The sequence below is a fragment of the Paraconexibacter antarcticus genome (assembly GCF_024220175.1).
Lineage (GTDB): Bacteria > Actinomycetota > Thermoleophilia > Solirubrobacterales > Solirubrobacteraceae > Paraconexibacter > Paraconexibacter antarcticus.
In genome coordinates this window covers 5,094,270-5,112,870 of sequence record NZ_CP098502.1, presented here as the reverse complement: position 1 = coordinate 5,112,870, position 18,601 = coordinate 5,094,270, and the positions used below count along the sequence as shown (strand labels likewise).

The 18,601-nt window shown below is 71.9% G+C and carries 20 protein-coding genes and 1 tRNA gene; 18 read left to right on the top strand and 3 right to left on the bottom strand.

The annotated features are described in order from the left end of the window. Positions 1–3 precede the first annotated feature (3 nt). A complete protein-coding gene (locus NBH00_RS25050) occupies positions 4–822 on the bottom strand; it encodes a TIGR00282 family metallophosphoesterase (RefSeq protein WP_254571289.1) in 819 nt (272 codons plus the stop codon). Between the two features lie 24 nt (positions 823–846). Here NBH00_RS25050 and NBH00_RS25045 point away from each other — a divergent pair, with 24 nt between their 5' ends. The 13 genes from NBH00_RS25045 (at position 847) to NBH00_RS24985 (ending at position 13,047) form a co-directional block, all read left to right on the top strand. Beyond that, the gene (locus NBH00_RS25045) at positions 847–2,265 is read left to right on the top strand and encodes an AI-2E family transporter (protein WP_254571288.1); all 1,419 of its coding nucleotides are present in this window, start codon (positions 847–849) and stop codon (positions 2,263–2,265) included. Positions 2,266–2,275: 10 nt separating this feature from the next. Next, positions 2,276–2,980 (top strand): ABC transporter ATP-binding protein, encoded by a 705-nt coding sequence (locus NBH00_RS25040; protein ID WP_254571287.1) that lies wholly within the window; start codon positions 2,276–2,278, stop codon positions 2,978–2,980. Between the two features lie 3 nt (positions 2,981–2,983). After that, positions 2,984–4,360, top strand: a complete 1,377-nt coding sequence (locus NBH00_RS25035; RefSeq protein ID WP_254571286.1) for an ABC transporter permease — start codon at positions 2,984–2,986, stop codon at positions 4,358–4,360. Then, the gene (locus NBH00_RS25030) at positions 4,357–4,953 is read left to right on the top strand and encodes a GNAT family N-acetyltransferase (protein WP_254571285.1); all 597 of its coding nucleotides are present in this window, start codon (positions 4,357–4,359) and stop codon (positions 4,951–4,953) included. Before NBH00_RS25035 ends, NBH00_RS25030 begins: the two co-directional genes overlap by 4 nt. Before the next feature lie 46 nt (positions 4,954–4,999). Beyond that, the gene (gene hemB, locus NBH00_RS25025; RefSeq protein ID WP_254571284.1) at positions 5,000–5,983 is read left to right on the top strand and encodes a porphobilinogen synthase; all 984 of its coding nucleotides are present in this window, start codon (positions 5,000–5,002) and stop codon (positions 5,981–5,983) included. After that, a complete protein-coding gene (gene ahbA, locus NBH00_RS25020; protein WP_254571283.1) occupies positions 5,971–7,059 on the top strand; it encodes a siroheme decarboxylase subunit alpha in 1,089 nt (362 codons plus the stop codon). Before hemB ends, ahbA begins: the two co-directional genes overlap by 13 nt. 26 nt (positions 7,060–7,085) lie before the next feature. Further along, positions 7,086–8,372: a glutamate-1-semialdehyde 2,1-aminomutase gene (gene hemL / locus NBH00_RS25015; protein WP_254571282.1), complete on the top strand. Its 1,287-nt coding sequence runs from the start codon at positions 7,086–7,088 to the stop codon at positions 8,370–8,372. Further along, positions 8,369–8,938: a hypothetical protein gene (locus NBH00_RS25010; RefSeq protein WP_254571281.1), complete on the top strand. Its 570-nt coding sequence runs from the start codon at positions 8,369–8,371 to the stop codon at positions 8,936–8,938. The genes hemL and NBH00_RS25010 overlap by 4 nt, the downstream gene beginning before the upstream one ends. Positions 8,939–9,082: 144 nt before the next feature. After that, positions 9,083–9,706: a QcrA and Rieske domain-containing protein gene (locus NBH00_RS25005; RefSeq protein ID WP_254571280.1), complete on the top strand. Its 624-nt coding sequence runs from the start codon at positions 9,083–9,085 to the stop codon at positions 9,704–9,706. A 2-nt stretch (positions 9,707–9,708) separates the two neighbouring features. Beyond that, a complete protein-coding gene (locus NBH00_RS25000) occupies positions 9,709–10,518 on the top strand; it encodes a cytochrome b (protein ID WP_254571279.1) in 810 nt (269 codons plus the stop codon). Further along, complete coding sequence (locus tag NBH00_RS24995) at positions 10,515–11,258, top strand: c-type cytochrome (RefSeq protein WP_254571278.1); 744 nt, start codon at positions 10,515–10,517, stop codon at positions 11,256–11,258. The genes NBH00_RS25000 and NBH00_RS24995 overlap by 4 nt, the downstream gene beginning before the upstream one ends. After that, a complete protein-coding gene (gene ubiE, locus NBH00_RS24990; protein ID WP_254571277.1) occupies positions 11,258–12,049 on the top strand; it encodes a bifunctional demethylmenaquinone methyltransferase/2-methoxy-6-polyprenyl-1,4-benzoquinol methylase UbiE in 792 nt (263 codons plus the stop codon). The genes NBH00_RS24995 and ubiE overlap by 1 nt, the downstream gene beginning before the upstream one ends. Positions 12,050–12,051: 2 nt before the next feature. Further along, positions 12,052–13,047: a polyprenyl synthetase family protein gene (locus NBH00_RS24985; protein ID WP_254571276.1), complete on the top strand. Its 996-nt coding sequence runs from the start codon at positions 12,052–12,054 to the stop codon at positions 13,045–13,047. 80 nt (positions 13,048–13,127) lie between these two features. Here the strand turns inward: NBH00_RS24985 and NBH00_RS24980 are convergent, their stop codons facing one another. Continuing rightward, entirely contained in the window at positions 13,128–13,565 is a 438-nt protein-coding gene (locus NBH00_RS24980) for a hypothetical protein (protein WP_254571275.1), read from the bottom strand. Between the two features lie 106 nt (positions 13,566–13,671). Here NBH00_RS24980 and NBH00_RS25365 point away from each other — a divergent pair, with 106 nt between their 5' ends. The 4 genes from NBH00_RS25365 (at position 13,672) to NBH00_RS24960 (ending at position 16,055) form a co-directional block, all read left to right on the top strand. Next, on the top strand, positions 13,672–13,923 hold the full coding sequence (locus NBH00_RS25365) for a Sec-independent protein translocase subunit TatA/TatB (RefSeq protein WP_302182672.1): 252 nt from the start codon (positions 13,672–13,674) through the stop codon (positions 13,921–13,923). Between the two features lie 29 nt (positions 13,924–13,952). After that, entirely contained in the window at positions 13,953–15,167 is a 1,215-nt protein-coding gene (gene tatC / locus NBH00_RS24970; protein ID WP_254571274.1) for a twin-arginine translocase subunit TatC, read from the top strand. A gap of 9 nt (positions 15,168–15,176) precedes the next feature. Next, positions 15,177–15,926 carry a tetratricopeptide repeat protein gene (locus NBH00_RS24965; protein ID WP_254571273.1) on the top strand — a complete coding sequence of 250 codons (750 nt, stop codon included), beginning with the start codon at positions 15,177–15,179 and terminating at the stop codon, positions 15,924–15,926. A gap of 56 nt (positions 15,927–15,982) precedes the next feature. After that, a tRNA-Lys gene (locus NBH00_RS24960) sits at positions 15,983–16,055 on the top strand. Positions 16,056–16,190: 135 nt separating this feature from the next. Here the strand turns inward: NBH00_RS24960 and NBH00_RS24955 are convergent. Continuing rightward, positions 16,191–17,552, bottom strand: coding sequence for a cation-efflux pump (locus NBH00_RS24955; protein WP_254571272.1), 1,362 nt, complete (start codon positions 17,550–17,552; stop codon positions 16,191–16,193). Between the two features lie 70 nt (positions 17,553–17,622). Between NBH00_RS24955 and NBH00_RS24950 the strand changes: the two genes are divergently transcribed. After that, positions 17,623–18,045, top strand: a complete 423-nt coding sequence (locus NBH00_RS24950) for a hypothetical protein (protein WP_254571271.1) — start codon at positions 17,623–17,625, stop codon at positions 18,043–18,045. Positions 18,046–18,601: the final 556 nt, after the last annotated feature.

Genomic DNA, 18,601 nt, shown 5'->3' with positions numbered 1-18,601 from the left:
AGGTCAGTCGGCGGCGGGGGCGGTGCCGTCCCACGGCACGAGGAGCTGCTCGATCGACAGCGCGCGCCCGGGACGGTCCGGGTCGGCGGTGACGAGGACGCCCATGAGCCACGGGTCCTCCTCGGAGGTGTCGAAGCGGACGTTCATCATCGTCCGCAGCGACTCGATCGCCTGCTCCTTCTTCACGCCGATGACGCCGCCGCGCGGGCCGGTCATGCCGACGTCGGTGATGTACGCGGTCCCCTTCGGCAGGACCCGCAGGTCCGCGGTGGGGACGTGCGTGTGGGTGCCGACCACGGCGGTGACCTCGCCGTCGAGGTACCAGCCGAGCGCGACCTTCTCGCTCGTCGCCTCCGCGTGGATGTCGACGAGGACGAGGTCGGCCTTCCCCTCGAGCCTGCCGAGGATCGAGTCGACCTCGGTGAAGGCGGGGCGCCCGGCGCGGAGGAAGACGTTGCCGCTGAGGTTCACGACGCCGAGGCGGACGCCGTCGCGCTCGACGACGCAGTGGCCGTGGCCAGGCTGGGTCGCGAGGTAGTTCGCGGGGCGCAGGATGGCGTCGTGGTCGTCGAGGTACGGGTAGATCTCGCGCCGGTGGTAGGTGTGGTTGCCGAGCGTGATGACGTCGACGCCGGCCGCGAAGAGCTCGTCGGCGATCTTCGGGGTGATGCCGAGGCCGCCGGCGACGTTCTCGCCGTTGACGACGACGAAGGTCGGTGCGTGCGCCGCGCGGAGTCCGGGTAGGAGGCCCAGGAGCGTCCTCCGCCCCAGCCCGCCGACGAGGTCTCCGATGAACAGGATCCGTGTCGGGGCAGTCGGCATCGAGAGGTATCGTGACAGCGCGCCATGACCGAGGGTCCCGCACCAGACGAGGAGGTCCCTGCCGCGGCGCGCCGCGGAGGCTCGTCCGCGGCCTCCGACGACCCGGTGCCCGGGTCAGGGGTCGCCGTCCCGCCGGTCGTCGTCGCCCGCTGGGTCCAGCTCGTCATGCTGCCGATCGGGGTCCTCGCGCTGTGGGTGCTCGCCCGCGCCGCAGGCGGCGTCCTGCTCCTCTTCATCGTCGCCGGGCTCATCGCGCTCATCCTCAACCCGCTCGTGAGCGTCGTGCACCGCGGTCGGGTCCCGCGCGGCGTCGCGGTCGGCGTCGTCTACCTGCTGCTCTTCGGCGGCGTCTTCTCGGCCGGCCTCCTGCTCGCCACCCCCGCGACGAACCAGGTCAAGTCCTTCCAGAAGGCCGTGCCCGGCATCGAGAAGTCGGCGAACAAGAACCTCGCCCAGTTCGAGAAGACGCTCAACCACAAGGGCATCCACGTCAAGATCACGAAGCAGGGCGACACCGCGCTGCAGACGCTGAGCGCCCGGGTCCTCGGCGGCACGGACAGCCTCGTCTCGACCGGGACCGACATCGCGACGAAGATCGTCACGGCCGGGCTGAGCCTCATCCTCATCTTCGTCCTCAGCATCTACATGCTGCTGTACGGGCAGCGGATCGGGGACCTCGTGCGGCGGATCATGCCGCCGGGGGACGGGAGCCCCGAGGACGACTACCCGACGCGCGTGCAGAAGGCCGTCGCCGGCTACGTCCGCGGCCAGCTCATGTTCAGCGTCGCGATGGGGTCGGGGGCCGGGCTCTCGCTCTACGTCTTCGGCCTGCTCGGGATCTTCCCGCTCGGTGAGACGTACGCCCTCGCCTTCGGCATCTTCTTCGGGCTCATGGAGCTCGTCCCGTTCGTCGGGCCGTTCCTCGGCGCGCTGCCCCCGCTGCTCGTCGCCCTCTTCACCGACCCCATCACCGCGGTCTGGGTCGGCATCCTGTTCATCGCGCTGCAGCAGATCGAGGGGCACATCGTCGCGCCCCAGATCTTCAGCCACACCCTGCGGATCAACCCGCTGCTCGTCATCTTCTCGCTGCTCGTCGGCGCGGAGATCGCCGGATTCGTCGGGGCGCTCCTCGCGCTGCCGGTCGCCGCGATCACGCGCGAGACACTCGACTACCTGCGCCGCCACCTCGTCCTCGAGCCGTGGACGGTGACGCCGGCTCCGGAGCTCGTGGGGCGCCGGGCCGGCGATCGCCCGCCCCAGGCCGCCGAGCGGGCCCGCGAGGAGCCGCCGGGCAACGACGCGGCCAACCCGCTCGCCGAGGACACGACGACGACGCCCGCCGCCACGGAGGCGCCGCCGCCGCTCGTCGGGGACGAGCAGCACGCGGGCGATCCGGACGATCCCTCGCGCCTCACCGTCCGCGCCTCGCCCGGCGGCGGGTAGCCTCTCGCCGGTGAGCACGGGACTCCTCGCTGCCGACGGCATCGTCATGCGCTTCGGCAGCCGGACCGCGCTCCGCGATGTGAGCTTCGCGGCCGAGCCCGGCGAGATCGTCGCGATCATCGGCCCCAACGGGGCGGGCAAGACGACGCTCCTCTCGATCCTCGCGGGGCTCTTCCCCCCGAGCGAGGGGTCGGTCTCCCACGGGGCGCGCGAGGTCGGCTGGGTCCCGCAGCAGGCGGCGGTCTACCGCAAGCTCTCGGTCGCCGAGAACCTCCGCCTCTTCGCCCGCCTGGAGCGGGTGGACGACGTCGAGGGGACGGTCACCCGGATGCTCGCCCAGACCGGCCTGGAGGAGCGCGCGTCCGACGAGCTCGGCGCGCTCTCGGGCGGCAACCAGCAGCGGGTGAACATCGCGGTCGGGCTGCTCTCCGGCCCGCCGGTGCTCCTCCTCGACGAGCCCTCCTCGTCGCTCGATCCGCGCCAGCGGGAGATCCTCTGGTCGTTCGTGTCCGGCCTCGCGAAGGAGGACGCGACGACGGTCGTCTTCACGACCCACAACGTCGGGGAGGCCGAGCGGTACGCCGACCGCGTGCTCGTGCTCGCCGACGGGGAGCTGCTGTTCGGCGGCACCCCGGCGGAGTTCGTCGACGCCGTCGACGGCTTCCACGACTTCGAGGCCGCCTTCGTCCGCTTCCTCCACGAGCGGGGCCACTGAGCGGTGTCGGCGCTCCGCTTCCTCCTCGTGAAGGACCTGCAGATCCTCCGGCGCTCGCCGCTGCTCGTCGTCCTCCTCGCGCTCTACGCGATCGTCATCGGGCTGCCGGTCGGGTACGCGGTGAGCCGGCCGCCGAGCAAGCCGAAGGTCGCCTTCCTCAACGAGGTGACGCCGGGCGGCGGGACGTTCAGCGTCGCGGGCAAGTCGCTCGACGCCTCGAGCTACGCGAACCGGCTGTTCACGGCGATCGACCCCATCCGCGTGAGCTCCCGCGCCGAGGCGATCAGGAAGGTGAAGGACGGCGAGGCGGTCGCCGCGCTCATCGTCCCGAAGGGCGTGACGGCGGCGCTGCAGTCCGCGGTGTCGCTGTCGGGCAGCCCGGTGAAGCCGACGCTGGAGGTCTACTACGCCGCCGACAACCCGCTGAAGCGCCGGTACGTCGAGAACACGATCAACGCGCAGCTCGCGAAGGCGAACCTGGCGCTCAGCGGCGAGCTGACGAAGGTCGCCGCCCAGTACCTCACGGTCCTGCTGAAGGGCGGGAGCTTCAAGATCCTCGGCCAGGGCTTCGACGTCCTCGGCCTCCAGCGGTCGGCGGCGATCCTGCGTGGCGTCGCGGCGGCGCTGCCGAAGGGCAGCGCGAAGGCGGAGGCGGTGAGGCAGGTCGCGCGCTTCGCGCAGCTCGCGATCGACAACCTCGGGCTGTCGGCCCCGGTGCTCTCGACGATCTCGAACCCGATCAAGGTCGACGTGCACACCGTCGACGGGCGGACGAGCTCGCTCGACGGGTACGCCGTGGCGGCGGCGGTGACGATCGCGCTCATGTTCGTCGGGCTGCTCGTCGCCGCGGGCATGCTCGCGCTCGAACGCGAGGAGCACGCCTTCGGCCGCCTCGTCCGCGGGCTCGTCAGCCGGACCGTCCTCGTCACCGAGAAGGTCATCCTCGGGGCGGCGGTCGCCGCCGTGATCGCCCTGGCGCTCGTCCTGCTGCTGTCGCTCTTCCAGCCCGTGCGCTTCGGCCGCGCCCCGCAGTGGCTCCTCGCGCTCGTCGCCGGGGGCCTCGGCTTCGGCGCGATGGGCGTGGCGATCGGTGCGCTGACGCGGGACGTGCGCGCCTCCTCGCTGCTCGCCTTCCTCCTCTCGCTGCCGGTCGCCGCGCTCGCGCTCGTCCCGAGCGGGTCGGTCGGCAAGGGCGCCTACGACGCGGTGCGCGTCATCAGCGCCCTGTTCCCGTTCAAGGCGGCCCTGCAGGCGCTCGACGCCGGTCTCAACGACGCGGCGCCGGGGCTCGGGCAGTCGCTCCTGCACCTCACGATCCTCGTCCTCGCCTACACGGCGCTCGCGCGGCTCGCGCTCAGGCGGTTCGGAGCCCGGACGTGAGGCTCCAGGTCCCCCGGCTGCGGCTGCAGGAGGGCGTCACCGCGGTGCGCCCGCTCGTCCGCGCCGACCTCGACGCGCTGCTCGCCCTGCGCGTGCAGAACCGCGGCTTCCTCGCCCCGTTCGAGGCGATCCGCGAGGAGTCGTTCTTCACCCGCGCGGCCCAGTCGCGCGAGATCACCCTCGACGGCGACGCCTGGACGTCCGGCCTCGGCTACGCCTTCGCGGTCGTCGCCGTCCACGAGGGCCGGCGCGAGCGTCTCATCGGCCGCGTCGCGCTGAGCAACGTCGTGCGCGGCGCGTGGCAGAACGCGACCGTCGGCTACTGGATCAGCGAGGACGCGTGCGGCTTCGGGCACGCGAGCGCCGCCCTCGGCCTCGTCGTCGAGTTCGCCTTCCGCCACGCCGGCCTGCACCGCGTCCAGCCCGCGATCATGCCCCGCAACGTCCGCTCCCGACGGGTCGTCGAGAAGAACGGCTTCCGCCACGAGGGGACCGCCCAGCGCTACCTCATGATCGACGGTGTCTGGGAGGACCACGACATCTTCGCCCTCACCGCCGAGGAGTGGCACGCGCGCCGGGCCGCCGAGGCCTGACGGGCGTCCGCGGCGGCCGAGGCCATCGCGCCTCTACCCTGTGGAGGTGCCCTTCCCCGCCACCCGCCTGCGCCGCCTGCGCGCCACGCCGGCGCTGCGCGACGCCGTCCGCGAGACGCGCGTCGACGCGGGCGACCTGCTGCTGCCGCTGTTCGTCCACGAGGAGCCCGGCCGCGCGCCGATCGGCGCGATGCCCGGTGTCGAGCGGCTGTCGGTCGAGGAGGCGGTCGCGGAGGCCCAGGAGTGCGCGCGCCTCGGCGTCGCCGGCGTCGTCCTCTTCGGCATCCCGGCGAAGAAGGACGCCGAGGGCTCGGAGGCCTGGGCGGCCGGCGGCATCGTCCAGCGCGCGATCTCGTCGATCAAGGCGCACGTGCCCGGGCTGCTCGTCGTCGCCGACCTCTGTCTCTGCGAATACACCGACCACGGGCACTGCGGGGTGCTCTGCACGACGTCCGCGGGCCTGACGACGGTGGACAACGACGCCTCGCTGCCCCTCCTGGCGCGCACGGCCGTCGCCCAGGCGACCGCCGGCGCCGACATCGTCGCCCCGAGCGACATGATGGACGGCCGGGTCGGCGCGATCCGGGCCGCCCTCGACGAGGCGGGCTTCACGGACACGCCGATCATGTCCTACTCCTCGAAGTTCGCGAGCGCCTTCTACGGCCCCTTCCGCGAGGCCGCCGACTCGACCCCGCAGGCGGGCGACCGGCGCGGCTACCAGATGGATCCGGCCAACGGCGACGAGGCCGTCCGCGAGTCCCTGCTCGACGCCGCCGAGGGCGCCGACATCCTCATGGTCAAGCCCGCGCTGCCCTACCTGGACGTGCTCTGGCGCGTGAAGGAGGCGTCCCGGATGCCCGTATGCGCGTATAACGTCAGTGGGGAATATGCGATGGTGAAGGCGGCTGCAGCCGCCGGGTACATCGACGAGCGCGCCGTCGTGCTCGAGACCCTGACCGCCATCCGCCGTGCGGGGGCGGACATCGTGATCACCTACCACGCCAAGGACGCCGCGCTGTGGCTTCAGTAGACAAGACCGCCGTCCCCAAGATCCGCTCCCGCAACGACGGCGCCGCCGTCCCGCTGAGCGACCTGGACCGGAAGCTCCTCAACCAGATGCAGGGCTCGTTCCCGCTCGACCAGCGCCCGTACCTGCGCGTCGCGGAGGCCCTCGGCATCACCGAGGAGCAGGTGATGGCCGACATCACGCGCCTGCTGAAGGACCGCATCATCCGCCAGGTCACGCCGATCTACGACACGCGCGCGCTCGGCTACGGCTCGATGCTCGTCGCCGCGAAGGTCGACCCGGAGCACCCGTGGGCCCCCGCGAAGATCATCAACTCGCACCCGGGCGTGTCCCACAACTACCTGCGCAACCACGAGTTCAACATGTGGTTCACGCTCGCGGTCGAACAGGACTCGAAGCTCGGCCTGCAGGGGACGCTCGACGTCCTCCAGGAGCTCACGGGCGCCGAGTCGATCCGCCAGCTCCCGACGCTCCAGCTCTTCAAGATCCGCATGGACCTCGAGATGGAGGGCGACACGAAGTCGCTCTCGACCGAGGGCGTCGCCGAGGCGCCGATCGACCTCGAGATGCAGAGCTACGACCAGACGGACATCGACGTCATCACCGCGACCCAGGGCGACCTGCCCGTCGTGAGCGAGCCGTACGCCGAGGCCGCCGCGAAGCTCGGCTGGACCCAGGACGCGCTGCTCGGCCACCTCGCGAAGATGCAGGAGCGCGGCATCCTGCGCCGCGTCGCCGCGATCCTCTACCACCGCCGCGCCGGCTTCTCCGCGAACGGCATGGGCGTGTGGAACGTCCCGGAGGACCGCATCGACGAGATCGGCCCGCGCATGGCCGCCGTCCGCGGCATCAGCCACTGCTACCAGCGGCCGACGTACGAGGATTGGCGCTACTCCGTCTTCACGATGGCCCACGGCCGCTCGAAGGAGGAGTGCGACGCGGTCCTCGACTCGATCGCCGAGTCGACGGGCATCACCGACCGCGCAACGCTCTACTCGTCGACGGAGTTCAAGAAGGTCCGCCTCCTGTACTTCACCGAGGACTTCAAGAACTGGGAACGGGAGCACGGCGGGGTCTGACGGGTCCGCAGTACCGTGGCGGGACGATGTCCGCCTCCCTGACCGACGCCAAGTCCGCCGAGCTCTACGCGCGCGCCGTCCAGCGCCTCCCCGGCGGGGTCAACTCGCCGGTCCGGGCGATGCGCGCGATCGGCCGCGACCCGCTCTTCGTCGACCGCGCGGAGGGCGCCGAGCTCTTCGACGTCGACGGCAACCGCTTCGTCGACTACGTCTGCTCGTGGGGCCCGCTCATCCACGGGCACGCGCACCCGGAGATCCTCGCCGCGATCTCCGAGGCGGCCGCGCGCGGCACGACCTTCGGCGCCCCGACGGCCGGCGAGGTCGAGATCGCCGAGGAGGTCGCCCGCCGCGTCCCCGGCATCGACATGCTGCGGATGACCTCGTCCGGCACCGAGGCGGCGATGAGCGCGATCCGCGTCGCCCGCGCCGTGACGGGCCGGGAGAAGCTCCTGAAGTTCTCCGGGGCCTACCACGGGCACCTCGACGGCCTGCTCGCCGAGGCGGGCAGCGGCCTGGCGACGGCCGGCGTCCCCGCCTCCGCGGGCGTGAGCGCCTCCGCGACCGCGAACACCGTCATCGTGCCCTGGAACGACGGCGAGGCCGTCGTGCGGGCCTGCGCCGAGCACGAGTTCGCCGCGATCCTCGCCGAGCCCTACCCGGCGAACATGGGTCTCGTCCCGCCCTTCGAGGACTTCCTGCAGCTCCTGCGCAACCAGGCGGACGCCACCGGCGCGCTGCTCGTCTTCGACGAGGTCATCAGCGGCTTCCGCGTCGGGCCCGGCGGCGCTCAGGAGCGGGAGGGCGTCACGCCGGACATGACCGTCCTCGGCAAGATCATCGGCGGCGGACTCCCGGCGGCCGCCTACGGGGCCTCCAGGGAGATCATGGAGCACGTCGCGCCGGCCGGCCCGGTCTACCAGGCGGGCACGCTGAGCGGGAACCCGCTCGCCGTCGCCGCCGGCCTCACGACCCTGCGGCTGCTCGACGAGGTCGCCTACGCGCGCCTGGCCGCGACGACCGAGACGCTCGTGCACGGCCTCCGGGACGCCGCCGGCGACGTCCCGGTGCAGATCGTCAGCGTCCCCGGCCTGCTCACCGTCTTCTTCTCGGCCGAGCCGGTCCACGACTACGCCGGGGCGCAGGCCTGCGACCTCGCCGCCCACGCGGCCTGGATCCGTGCCCTGCTGGCCCGTGGCGTCTACGCGCCGCCGTCCCAGTTCGAGGCGTGGTTCCCGTCGCTCGCGCACACGCCCGAGCACCTGGAGCGCACGCTCGAGGCCGCGGCGGCCGCCTTCGCCGAGGTGAAGGGGTGAGCGCCCCGGGCGCGGGCGCGGACGCCCTCGCCGCCGTCGCGGCGACGCTCCAGGCCGAGGGCGGCCTCGTCGCCGAGGCCGTCGCCCCGCCGCCCCCCGGCACCGTGACCCCGCACGGGGACGCGGCGGCCGCCGGGCCCCGCGCCGCCCGCGACCCGGCGGCCTACGTCGAGATCGTCGAGGCGGTCCGCGAGGGTCACCTCACGCACGTCGCGGACGGGGTGGGCGGGGGATCGAGGATCGTCACGACGACCGACGCCGACCTCGCGCTCCTCGTCGGGGACCGCCTGTACGCGCTCGGCCTCTCGCGGCTCGCCGACCGGGGTGACCTCGAGGCCGTCGCGGCCCTCGCAGACACGATCGTCCTCGGTGCGCAGGCCCAGGCGACCGGCGACGCGGACCTCGCGGACGCGGCCTGGGAGGCCGGCGCGCAGGCCGTCGGACACGGTCCCTCGGAGGCCCTCGAGGCGGCGAAAAACCAGGCCCGCGCAGGGGATCCGTCCGCCTCGTCTGCTCTGCGGGCTGCGGCGCGCCAGCTTGGCCGCTTGGGCACGCAGGCACCATAGGGCCGCGTACGCTTATCGAGCGATAAGGTTCCACGGCCTTCTCTGACGGAGCTACCCCTGCCGACGCGTCGTCGCAGGGCTTCCAGGAGTCCCACCTTGCCAGACCGCAGGATCACCAAAAGCAAGTACACCGCCGACCGCGGCATGCCGGGCGCCTTCGATGGCGAGACCGTCACGCGCCGGCGGTTCATGACGGGTACCGCGCACACCGCCGGCGCCATCTCGGCGTCCGCCTTCCTGCTGCCCGCTCTCGGGTTCGCAATGGGCCCGATCTTCGAGAAGAAGGAGGAGTCCTGGCAGGACGTCGGGCCGGTCGCCGACTTCCCGGACGACAACTACGTCCCGAAGACGATCACGATCTCCTCGGGGATCGGCGAGGTCGGCAAGTCGACCGTCTACATGCGCAAGCACAACGACGCGATCGACGGCAAGCGGAAGGACGAGTACGACGGCTTCGTCGCCATCTCGACCCGCTGCATGCACCTCGGGTGCCCGGTGTCGTACAAGTCCGCCGCGCAGCGCTTCATCTGCCCGTGCCACGGTGGCGTGTACGACTTCGTCGGCCGCGTGGACGGTGGGCCGCCGGTCCGCCCGCTCGACCGCTTCTACACCCGGATCCGCAACGGTCAGGTCCAGATCGGCCCGCGCTTCTCGGTGAACCAGGAGCTGCGCCGCTTCTCGCCCCGTGACCCGGGCGAGGCCCTCGACGGCATCGGGCAGTACCTCTACCCGTCGCGTCCGTCCATCCGCAAGATCCCCAACACCTGATCATGCCCAAGCTCAAGCTCCCCGCCCCGCCGCTGCCCCCCGGCTTCCCGAAGCCGGCACCGAAGCGCCCGGGTACCCCCAAGCAGAAGCCGCTGGACGTCGCCGCCGAGGCCGGCATGTCGGTCGTCGACTGGGTCGACGAGCGCACGTCCCTCTCCGGTGGCGCCCGCTGGATGATGTTCCGCAAGGTGCCCAAGGGCACCAACTGGTTCTACACGCTCGGGTCGGCGACGATGTTCGCCTTCCTCAGCCAGGCGGTCACCGGCGTCTTCCTCGCGATGTACTACCGCCCGGATGCGGGCGGTGGCGCGTACGAGTCCATGCGGCACGTGAACGACGACGTCTTCCTCGGCGAGTTCGTCCACGGCATGCACAAGTGGGGCTCGTCGGTGATGGTCATCCTCATCTTCCTGCACATGGCCCGCACGTTCTTCTTCGGCGCGTACAAGTACCCGCGCGAGCTGAACTGGATCATCGGCGTCGCCCTCCTGATCCTCACGATGGCGATGTCCTTCACGGGCTACCTGCTGCCGTTCGACCAGCGCTCCTACTGGGCGACGATCGTCGGCGTGAACATCAACGGCACCGGCCCGCTCGTCGGCCCGTACCTGTCGGACTTCCTGCGTGCCGGCCCCGAGTTCGGCGCGACCACCCTGTCGCGGTTCTACGCGATCCACATGATGCTCATCCCGGGGATCATCGGCGCCCTCATCGGGTTCCACCTGTACCTCGTGGCGAAGCTCGGCACGACGGCCCCCCCGTGGCAGAAGCTGCCTGAGCAGTACCGCCAGGTCGAGGAGGAGCGCGCATGAACCAGCGTGAGAAGGAGCAGTACCTGCGCGAGTACATGGCGCTGAAGTCGGCCGGCAAGCCGTTCTTCCCGTACGCCGTCGCGAAGGACAGCCTCATGGCCTGCGTGGTCATGGCGGCGATCATCACGATGTCCCTCGTCCTCGGCGCCGAGCTCGGCCCGAAGGCGGACCCGACGACGACGACGTACACGCCCCGCCCGGAGTGGTACTTCTTCTTCCTCTTCGAGCTGCTCCGCGTCATCAAGCCCGCGGAGCTCGTCCCGCTCGCCACCATCGGCGTGCCGACGATCTGCATGATCCTGCTGTTCCTGCTGCCGTTCTACGACCGCGGTCCGGAGCGTCGCCCCGAGCGTCGTCCGATCGCCACGGCGACCGGCATCTTCGTCATCGCGGCGATGGGCTTCCTCACCTACAAGGGTGCGGAGTCGGGCCCGCCGACGCAGATCGACATGCCGACACCGAAGGCCGTCATCGCCCAGGGGCCGCAGTTCACGGCGCTGTACGAGAAGGGACGGCAGGTCGTCGCCCAGTCCGGCTGCGAGGCCTGCCACAAGTTCGGCGACAACGGCAACGACGGCCCCGGGCCGCAGCTGACGCACATCGCCAAGAACCTGCCCAGGCAGGCGATCGCGCGGACGCTCGTCAACCCCACCGCCCCGATGCCGTCGTTCCAGGCGTTGCAGCAGAAGGACCCGGCGAAGTTCAACGCGATGGTGACGTTCCTGTCGCAGCTCAAGTGATGGGCACCGGACCCGTGGCGCAGCCGGGCAGCCTGGGAGCGCCACAGGTCGCCGGACCCGGCGGCCCCGGGTCCGGAACGCTCGAGGCCGGCCAGGTCCGGGCGATGTTCGACCGCATCGCCGGGTTCTACGACCTCATGAACTCGGTGATGACGGCCGGGCTGCACCACAAGTGGCGCCGCCGGGCCGTCGACCTCGCACAGGTCGGCGCCGGCGACACCGTCCTGGATGTCGCCACGGGCACCGGCGACCTCGCGGTCGAACTCGCGTCGCGGGTCGGCCCGAGCGGGTCGGTCATCGGCTCGGACTTCTCCGAGGGCATGCTCGACCGCGCGCGCGTCAAGGCGCCCGGCATCACCTGGGAGTGGGGCAACGCGCTGGAGCTGAAGTACGACACGGACGCGTTCGACGCGGCCACCGTCGGCTTCGGGGCGCGCAACTTCTCCGACCTCGACCAGGGTCTGCGCGAGATGACGCGGGTCGTGAAGCCCGGCGGCCACGTCGTCGTCCTCGAGATCACGACGCCGACGAAGCCCCCGCTCTCGACCTTCTTCCGCCTGTGGTTCGACCGGATCGTGCCGCTCATCGGCAAGGTCGCCGGTGACCCGGAGGCCTACGAGTACCTCCCCAACTCCGTCAAGCGCTTCCCCGGGCCGCACGACCTCGCCGCGAAGCTCGCCGGCGCCGGCCTCGTGAACGTCCGCTACGTCCTCACCGCCGGGGGCATCATCGCGCTGCACGTCGGCGAGAAGCCGTCCGCGCCCGCGGCACCGGGCGTGCCCGCCGCCTAGCCGTGGCGGTCGCGCCCGAGGCGGCGCCCATCGCGGCGGCCGCGGGACCCCACGTCCCCGAGCTGCTCGACCGCATCGAGGCCCGGCTCGGCGAGATCGCGGCGAGCTACCCGGAGCCGCTGTCCGGGTGGGCGTCCGGGACGATCGCCGCGGGCGGAAAGCGCCTGCGGCCGCTCCTCGTCCTCGTCGCCGCGGGCCCGCCCGCCGGGTGGACGGCGGGCGCCGATGCCGCGCTCGTGCGCGCCGGCGTCGCGGTCGAGCTCGTCCATTCGGCCACCCTCGTCCACGACGACGTGCTCGACGCGGCTCCGATGCGCCGCGGGGAGCCGACCGTCTGGTCCTCGGCAGGCCGCCGGGCCGCGATCGCCACCGGCGACGCGCTGTTCGCCGACGCCTTCCGCGAGCTCGTCCGCAACGCGGACGTCGCCCAGGTGCAGGCCCTGTCCCGCGCCGGGTCCGCCCTCGCCGAGGGGGAGCTGCTCCAGCGCGCCGACGCGTGGGACACCGGCGTGGCGGTCGAGCGCTACCTGCACCGCTGCGAGCTGAAGACCGCGCGGCTCTTCGAGGCCGCGTGCGCGCTCGGGGTGCACGCCGGCACCGGTGATGCGGCGCTCGCGGGCGAGCTCGTCCGCTTCGGCCGGCGCGTCGGCCTCGCCTTCCAGCTCCTCGACGACGTGCTCGACGTCAGCGGTCCGGTGGAGCGCACCGGCAAGCACCGGGGCACCGACCTCCTCGACGGGACGGTCACGCTGCCGTTCCTCCTCGCCCGTGAGCGCGACCCTGCCATCGCCGCGATCGACCTGCGCGCCGTCACGACGCCGGCCCACGCCGAGGCGCTGTGCGACGCGATCGCGGCCTGCGGCGCCCTCGACGACGCCCGTGCGCACGCCCTCGGGCTCGTCACGAGCGCGAAGGGCGAGCTGCCCGCCGGCCTCGCCGAGCCCCAGCGCGCGGCGCTGGACCTCGTGGCGGACGGCGTCGTCGCACGCTACGCCTGACGCGACGGGCCTCCCGCCGGCCGAAACCCGTTCTTCGTCCCCGGTCGGGCTCTTGTCGGGTCTCGGCGGTGGGGCGCGCCTCAGAAGTCCTCGGGCACGACGTGCCCGGCGTGCAGCGCGGCGGAGAAGCGGTCGATGTCCTCTTCCATGTTCGCGTGCATGAGGCGGCGCAGGTCGGCGATGACCGACTCGGTGCCGCGGTCGAGCTCGGCGTCGAAGCGCTCGACGGCCTCGCTCGCGAAGACGCCCGTGCCGACCCACTCGCAGTTCGGGCAACGGAGGGTGACCTCCCAGTGGTGCGCGCCGGCCTCGCTCCAGTCGAGCGGGTAGACGAGATCGGACCCGCAGGAGCCGCAGTGGTGCAGCTCGTCCTCGTGCGTGTGCGCACGCTTCGCCGAGGCGGGCTTCTCGGTCAGCCCGTCGACGAGCTGCGCGTCGAACGAGACGATCTCGATGGTCTTCCCGGACGGGAGGACGACCTTGCGGACGGAATGGGAGTGATCTGCTGGGCGGCTCATAGCGAAGGATCCGGTGAGGGGTGTAGCCCAGTCATCGGAAGGTTCGCTGCCGGTCTTGAGCGCGAGCCGGTTACCCTCCACAGACTCCCGCACAGGAAGGCGCCACATGCCCAACATCGGTCCCACCGAGCTCATCATCCTTCTGGTGATCGTGCTCGTCATCTTCGGCCCCAAGCGGCTCCCGGGTCTCGGGAAGCAGCTCGGCGACGGGATGCGCGACTTCAAGGACGCGGTCACGGCGAAGCACGACGCCGCGGACGACGACGAGTCCGAGCGCCCCGCGCTGACCCGGGCGGAGGCTGACGACGAGCCCGAGGCCACGGTTCCCGCGCCCGAGCGCACCCGCCGCGAGGCCTAGCTCCGGCCCCGCCGGCGCCCTCCGCACGCATGCCCAAGGTCATCAAGCCCATCGGTCACGATGAGCGGCTGAGCCTCACCGATCACCTCGACGAGCTCCGCTCGCGGCTCGTGATCATGGCGATCACGCTCGTCGTGAGCTTCGTCGTCTGCGCCTGGCAGAACCAGGCGTTGCTCGACTTCATCGGCAAGCCGCTCGCGACGCAGACCGAGACGCGCACGAAGGAGGGCAAGGGCCTCCTCGGGCAGGCGTACATCGCCGAGGAGGGCGTCCGCGCGCTCCGCGTCGATCAGATCGCGACGCTGAAGACGCTCATCGCCGACAAGCAGGTCTCCGCGCCCACCCGCGCGACGTTCACGACGCAGCTCGCGGCCGCCCAGAAGGCGCTCCAGGCGCTTCCGAAGAGCCCGCCCGCGAACAAGCCCATCACGATCGGCATCGGGGAGCCGTTCACCCAGACGATCACGATCGCGGCGTACTTCGCGCTCCTGTTCGCGCTCCCACTGCTGCTCTACCAGTTGTACGCCTTCGTCCTGCCGGCGTTCAGCCCGGAGGAGAAGAAGGTCGCCCTGCCCCTCATGTCGATGGTGCCGGTGCTGTTCATCGCCGGCGTCGCCTTCGGGTACTTCGTCGTGCTGCCGGCGGCGACGAGATTCCTGCAGAACTTCAACTCCGACCAGTTCAACGTCCTCGTCCAGGCCAAGGACTACTACAAGTTCGCGATCCTCACGCTCGCATCGATCGGGCTCGTCTTCCAGCTTCCCGTCGGCCTGCTCGCGGTGACGCGGATGGGGATCGTGCACGTCAAGCAGCTGCGTGAGTGGCGCCGCTACGCGATCGTCGCGACGGCCGTCCTCGCGATGGTGCTCCCGGGCACCGACCCGGTCTCGATGATCCTCGAGTTCCTCATCCTCTACGCGCTCTACGAGCTCAGCCTCGTGATGGCGTTCTTCATGGACCGCGGGAAGGAGCAGCGGCAGCGCTCGAGCCGCTGGGACCTCGACGACGACGACGAGGACGATGACGACGACAGCGACGACGACGATGACGACGATCCGGAGCCCAGCGGCACGCCGCCCGACCTCTCGGCACCCGTCCCCGTGCCGATCGTCGACGACCTCGACGACGACGAGGAGGAATGGCTCCTCGAGGACACCCGCGACGCCGAACCATGGCCCGAGGACGACGAGGCGGAGGACGGCGCGGGCCACGTGCTGACGCCGCCACGCGACCAGGACGTCTAACCTCGACGCATGCTGTTCGATCTGCGGGGCCGCGGCAGGCGGCGTACGGTCCAATTCATCTACCTCGGCCTGGCCCTGCTCATGGGCGGCGGCCTGGTGCTGTTCGGGGTGGGTGGCGCGACGAGCGGCGGGCTCTTCGACGCGTTCTCGAGCAACAACAACACGAACACGTCGACGTCGTACACGAAGCAGATCAAGGCGGAGGAGAAGCGCGTCACCGTCAACCCGAAGGACGCGGCGGCGTGGGCGAAGCTCGCCTCGCTGCGTCTCGCCGAGGGCAGCTCGCGCGGCGGCTTCGACGGCAAGCCGTCCGGCCTGGCCGAGTTCCGCCAGGCCTCGGCCGCCTGGGAGAAGTACACGGCCCTCAACCCGCCGAAGTACGACCTCAACGTCGCCCGGCAGATGGTCAACCTCTACGGCACCACGGGCCTGAACGAGCCGGACAAGGCCGTCGCCGTGCTCGACGTCATCGTCGAGCAGTCACCGCCGGACGTCAGCCTCTACCAGCAGTACGCCCAGCTGGCGTACGTCGCGGGCCAGAACCGCAAGGGCGACCTTGCGGCCGCGAAGGCAGTCGCGCTCTCGCCGAAGGCCCAGCGCCCCCAGGTCAAGGCCGCCCTCGCCTCGATCAAGCAGCAGGTCGCGCAGGCGGCGGCCCAGGGCGCGGCGGCGGCCGCCCAGGGCGCCGGCGCCTCGACGGCCACCCCCGCGCCGACGTCGACGGCCGCCCCGGCGACGACGACCACGCCGAAGAAGTAGCCGCACGGCCAGGCGCGCGGCGTCCGGCCCCGCGCCTGGAGTACACTGACGCCCACGCCCTTGTAGCTCAATTGGCAGAGCAGCGGACTCTTAATCCGAAGGTTGAAGGTTCGATTCCTTCCGGGGGCATGAGTGAGAAGCCCGGCCTCTGCCGGGCTTTTCGCGTTCGTGGCCCCACCGCGCGACGTCGATGGCCGGGCCGGGTTGTGAGCACAAGCCGGTCGCGGGCCCCACGGCCGCGACTCGGCCGGAGCGCGTCGTCCCTCAGCCGTGCGGCTCGGTGTGCACGACGACCTCGACGACGTCGGGGTGGCGCGCGTGGAGGGCGGCCTCGAACCGGCCCGCGATGTCGTGGGCGTCGCGGAGGCTCAGCCCGGGGTCGACGGTGACGTCGAGGAGGACGACGAGGCCCGCGCGGGTGCGCAGGAGCCGCACGTCGCGCGGGCCCTCGCCCGTGAGCGTGCGGGCGAGCTCCTCGATGTCCGCCGTGAGGGGGTCGTCGCCCTCGACGTCCCCGGCCCGGCGACGGGTCGGCTCGAGCGGCTCGAGGTGGGTCCGCGCCTCGATGACCTCCGGGATCTCGCGCAGCCGGTCCTCGAGGTCGTTCGCGACGCGGTGCGCCTCCGCGAGCGGGGCGTCGCGGTCGAACTTCACGTGGAGGGTGACGATCGCCCCGCCGTCGTGATCGAAGACGGTGACGTCGTGGACCTCGCACACCTCGCGCGGGGTGAGCGCGATGGCCAGCACCTGCTCGCGGAGCGGGAGCTCGCCCCCGCCGGGCTCGACGTGGACGACGACGTCGCTCTGCGGGAGGGCGGCGTGCACGGCGTCCTCGATCGCGTCGGCGGTCTCGTGACCCTCGACGACCCGCTGGGTGGGGGAGACGCCGACGACGATGTCGGCGAAGTAGCGGCCGCCGGACTCGCGGACGCGCAGGCGCTGGATCTCGGCCTCCGGGGCGGCGGCGGCGACCGCCTCGAGGACCTGCGCGTGCGCCTGCTCGGGGGTCGTGTCCATGAGGACGAGCGCGTTCTCGTGGATGAGCCGGGCCGCCGCCGCGAAGATGATCCCGGCGACGACGAGCGCCGCGAGCGCGTCGCCCGACCGGACGCCCGCGGCCACGAGCAGCAGGCCGCCGAGGACGGCGACGGAGCCGGCCATGTCCGCCCCGAAGTGGAAGGCGTTCGAGCGGAGCGCCGCCGACTCGTAGCGGACCGCGCCGCGCAGGGACACGGCGATCCGGCTGACGTCGATGGCGATCGCGACGCCGATGACGGCGAAGACGTACCAGTGCGCCTGGAAATCGCCCGCTCCGCCGACGAGGGCCCCGACCGCCTGGACGACGATGAAGACCCCGCCGCCCGCGAGGATCGCCGCCTCCCCGAGGGCGGCGAGGTTCTCGGCCCGGCGGTGGCCGTAGGGATGGTCCTCGTCGGCCGGCCGGCCCCCGAGCCGGACGGCGAGCAACGTGAGCGTCGCGGCGACGACGTCGCCGCTGGACTCGATACCCGCCGAGATGAGGCCGAGGCTCCCGGTGGCGACACCGGTCCCGAGCTTCAGGAGGACGAGCAGCAACGCGGCGAGCACGGACGCGAGCGCGGTCCGCTGGTGGCCGGAGGCGGTCACGGCGCCCACGATACGGACTTGTCACCCCCGAGCCCTGGTCGCAGCGGGGCTCCGCGTCTACCCTGGGACGATGGGCGCGACGGTCACCTACCTGCTGGCGGTGCTCGCCTGCGGCCTGGTGCTCTCGTCGATGCGACCGTCGCGGGGGAAGCGGCCGCCGGGGCGGGGCGCGACCGCGGCGCGAGCCGCGATGTGGGCGGCCTGGATCTACGGCGGCGGCGGCCTGGCCGTGCTGTTCTGGGAGATCCATCCGCGAACGGCGCTCGGCATCGTCCTCTCGCTCCTCGTCGGGGTCCTCGCCGTCCACTACGGGCCGGGACGTGACGTCTCCGGTCCCGACACGGATCAGGACGGCGGGAGCGGCGGCGGTGGCGGTGGGGAGCCGCGACGCCCGTCACCCTCCCCGACGCCGCTCGGCGGCCCCGAGATCGACTGGCACGCGTTCGACGAGGCCCGCCACGCCTGGGAGCGGCCGCTGACGCCGACCCGTTAGTTCGCGGTCAGATCGAGTCTCACCTTTCCCTTGAAGGTGAGACTGCGCATGGTTCATCCGATCAACGCGGCGCGCGGGCTGCGCCGGCTCGCTCGTTCGGCCCACCGCGGGACGAACCGCCTGCGGGTCCCGTGCGGGGTAGACGGGCCTCACCCGAAATCGTGCAGGTTTTGCGCATGTTTCCGCGACGCCCCGCGCGTTTTGGGGGACCGGTGAGCGGTTACGTGCCAGCTAAAGCACGGAAATAGACCAAAGTGACGCACCGCCCTCTGCGACAGCTGTCCAATTTCTGGGGCATGTGGTTATGTCCGGGTCGGTGGTCGCGCTGGATCACGGTTGATCATGCGGGCATCGCCAAGAACGGCACTCACCGGCTGACAGCCGGATGCGGATCAAACGAAGGGACTTCTCATGAAGTGGACAACGGCAACGCGGGCGCTGGTCCTGACGTGCGTGATGATCGGTGCGCTCGCGGGAGCAGGGAGCGCATCCGCGGCGTGCGGAGGCACTGCGGTCGTCTCGGGGAGCTGCTTCGAGGGCGGGGACGGCAATCTCG

Bases quoted from the DNA above. Each gene is read 5' to 3' on its own strand.
- NBH00_RS25050 (WP_254571289.1), bottom strand. From the start codon at position 822: ATGCCGACTGCCCCGACACGGATCCTGTTCATCGGAGACCTCGTCGGC.
- NBH00_RS25045 (WP_254571288.1), top strand. From the start codon at position 847: ATGACCGAGGGTCCCGCACCAGACGAGGAGGTCCCTGCCGCGGCGCGC.
- hemL (WP_254571282.1), top strand. From the start codon at position 7,086: ATGTCCGCCTCCCTGACCGACGCCAAGTCCGCCGAGCTCTACGCGCGC.
- NBH00_RS25005 (WP_254571280.1), top strand. From the start codon at position 9,083: ATGCCGGGCGCCTTCGATGGCGAGACCGTCACGCGCCGGCGGTTCATG.
- NBH00_RS25000 (WP_254571279.1), top strand. From the start codon at position 9,709: ATGCCCAAGCTCAAGCTCCCCGCCCCGCCGCTGCCCCCCGGCTTCCCG.
- NBH00_RS24995 (WP_254571278.1), top strand. From the start codon at position 10,515: ATGAACCAGCGTGAGAAGGAGCAGTACCTGCGCGAGTACATGGCGCTG.
- ubiE (WP_254571277.1), top strand. From the start codon at position 11,258: ATGGGCACCGGACCCGTGGCGCAGCCGGGCAGCCTGGGAGCGCCACAG.
- NBH00_RS24980 (WP_254571275.1), bottom strand. From the start codon at position 13,565: ATGAGCCGCCCAGCAGATCACTCCCATTCCGTCCGCAAGGTCGTCCTC.
- NBH00_RS25365 (WP_302182672.1), top strand. From the start codon at position 13,672: ATGCCCAACATCGGTCCCACCGAGCTCATCATCCTTCTGGTGATCGTG.
- tatC (WP_254571274.1), top strand. From the start codon at position 13,953: ATGCCCAAGGTCATCAAGCCCATCGGTCACGATGAGCGGCTGAGCCTC.
- NBH00_RS24965 (WP_254571273.1), top strand. From the start codon at position 15,177: ATGCTGTTCGATCTGCGGGGCCGCGGCAGGCGGCGTACGGTCCAATTC.
- NBH00_RS24950 (WP_254571271.1), top strand. From the start codon at position 17,623: ATGGGCGCGACGGTCACCTACCTGCTGGCGGTGCTCGCCTGCGGCCTG.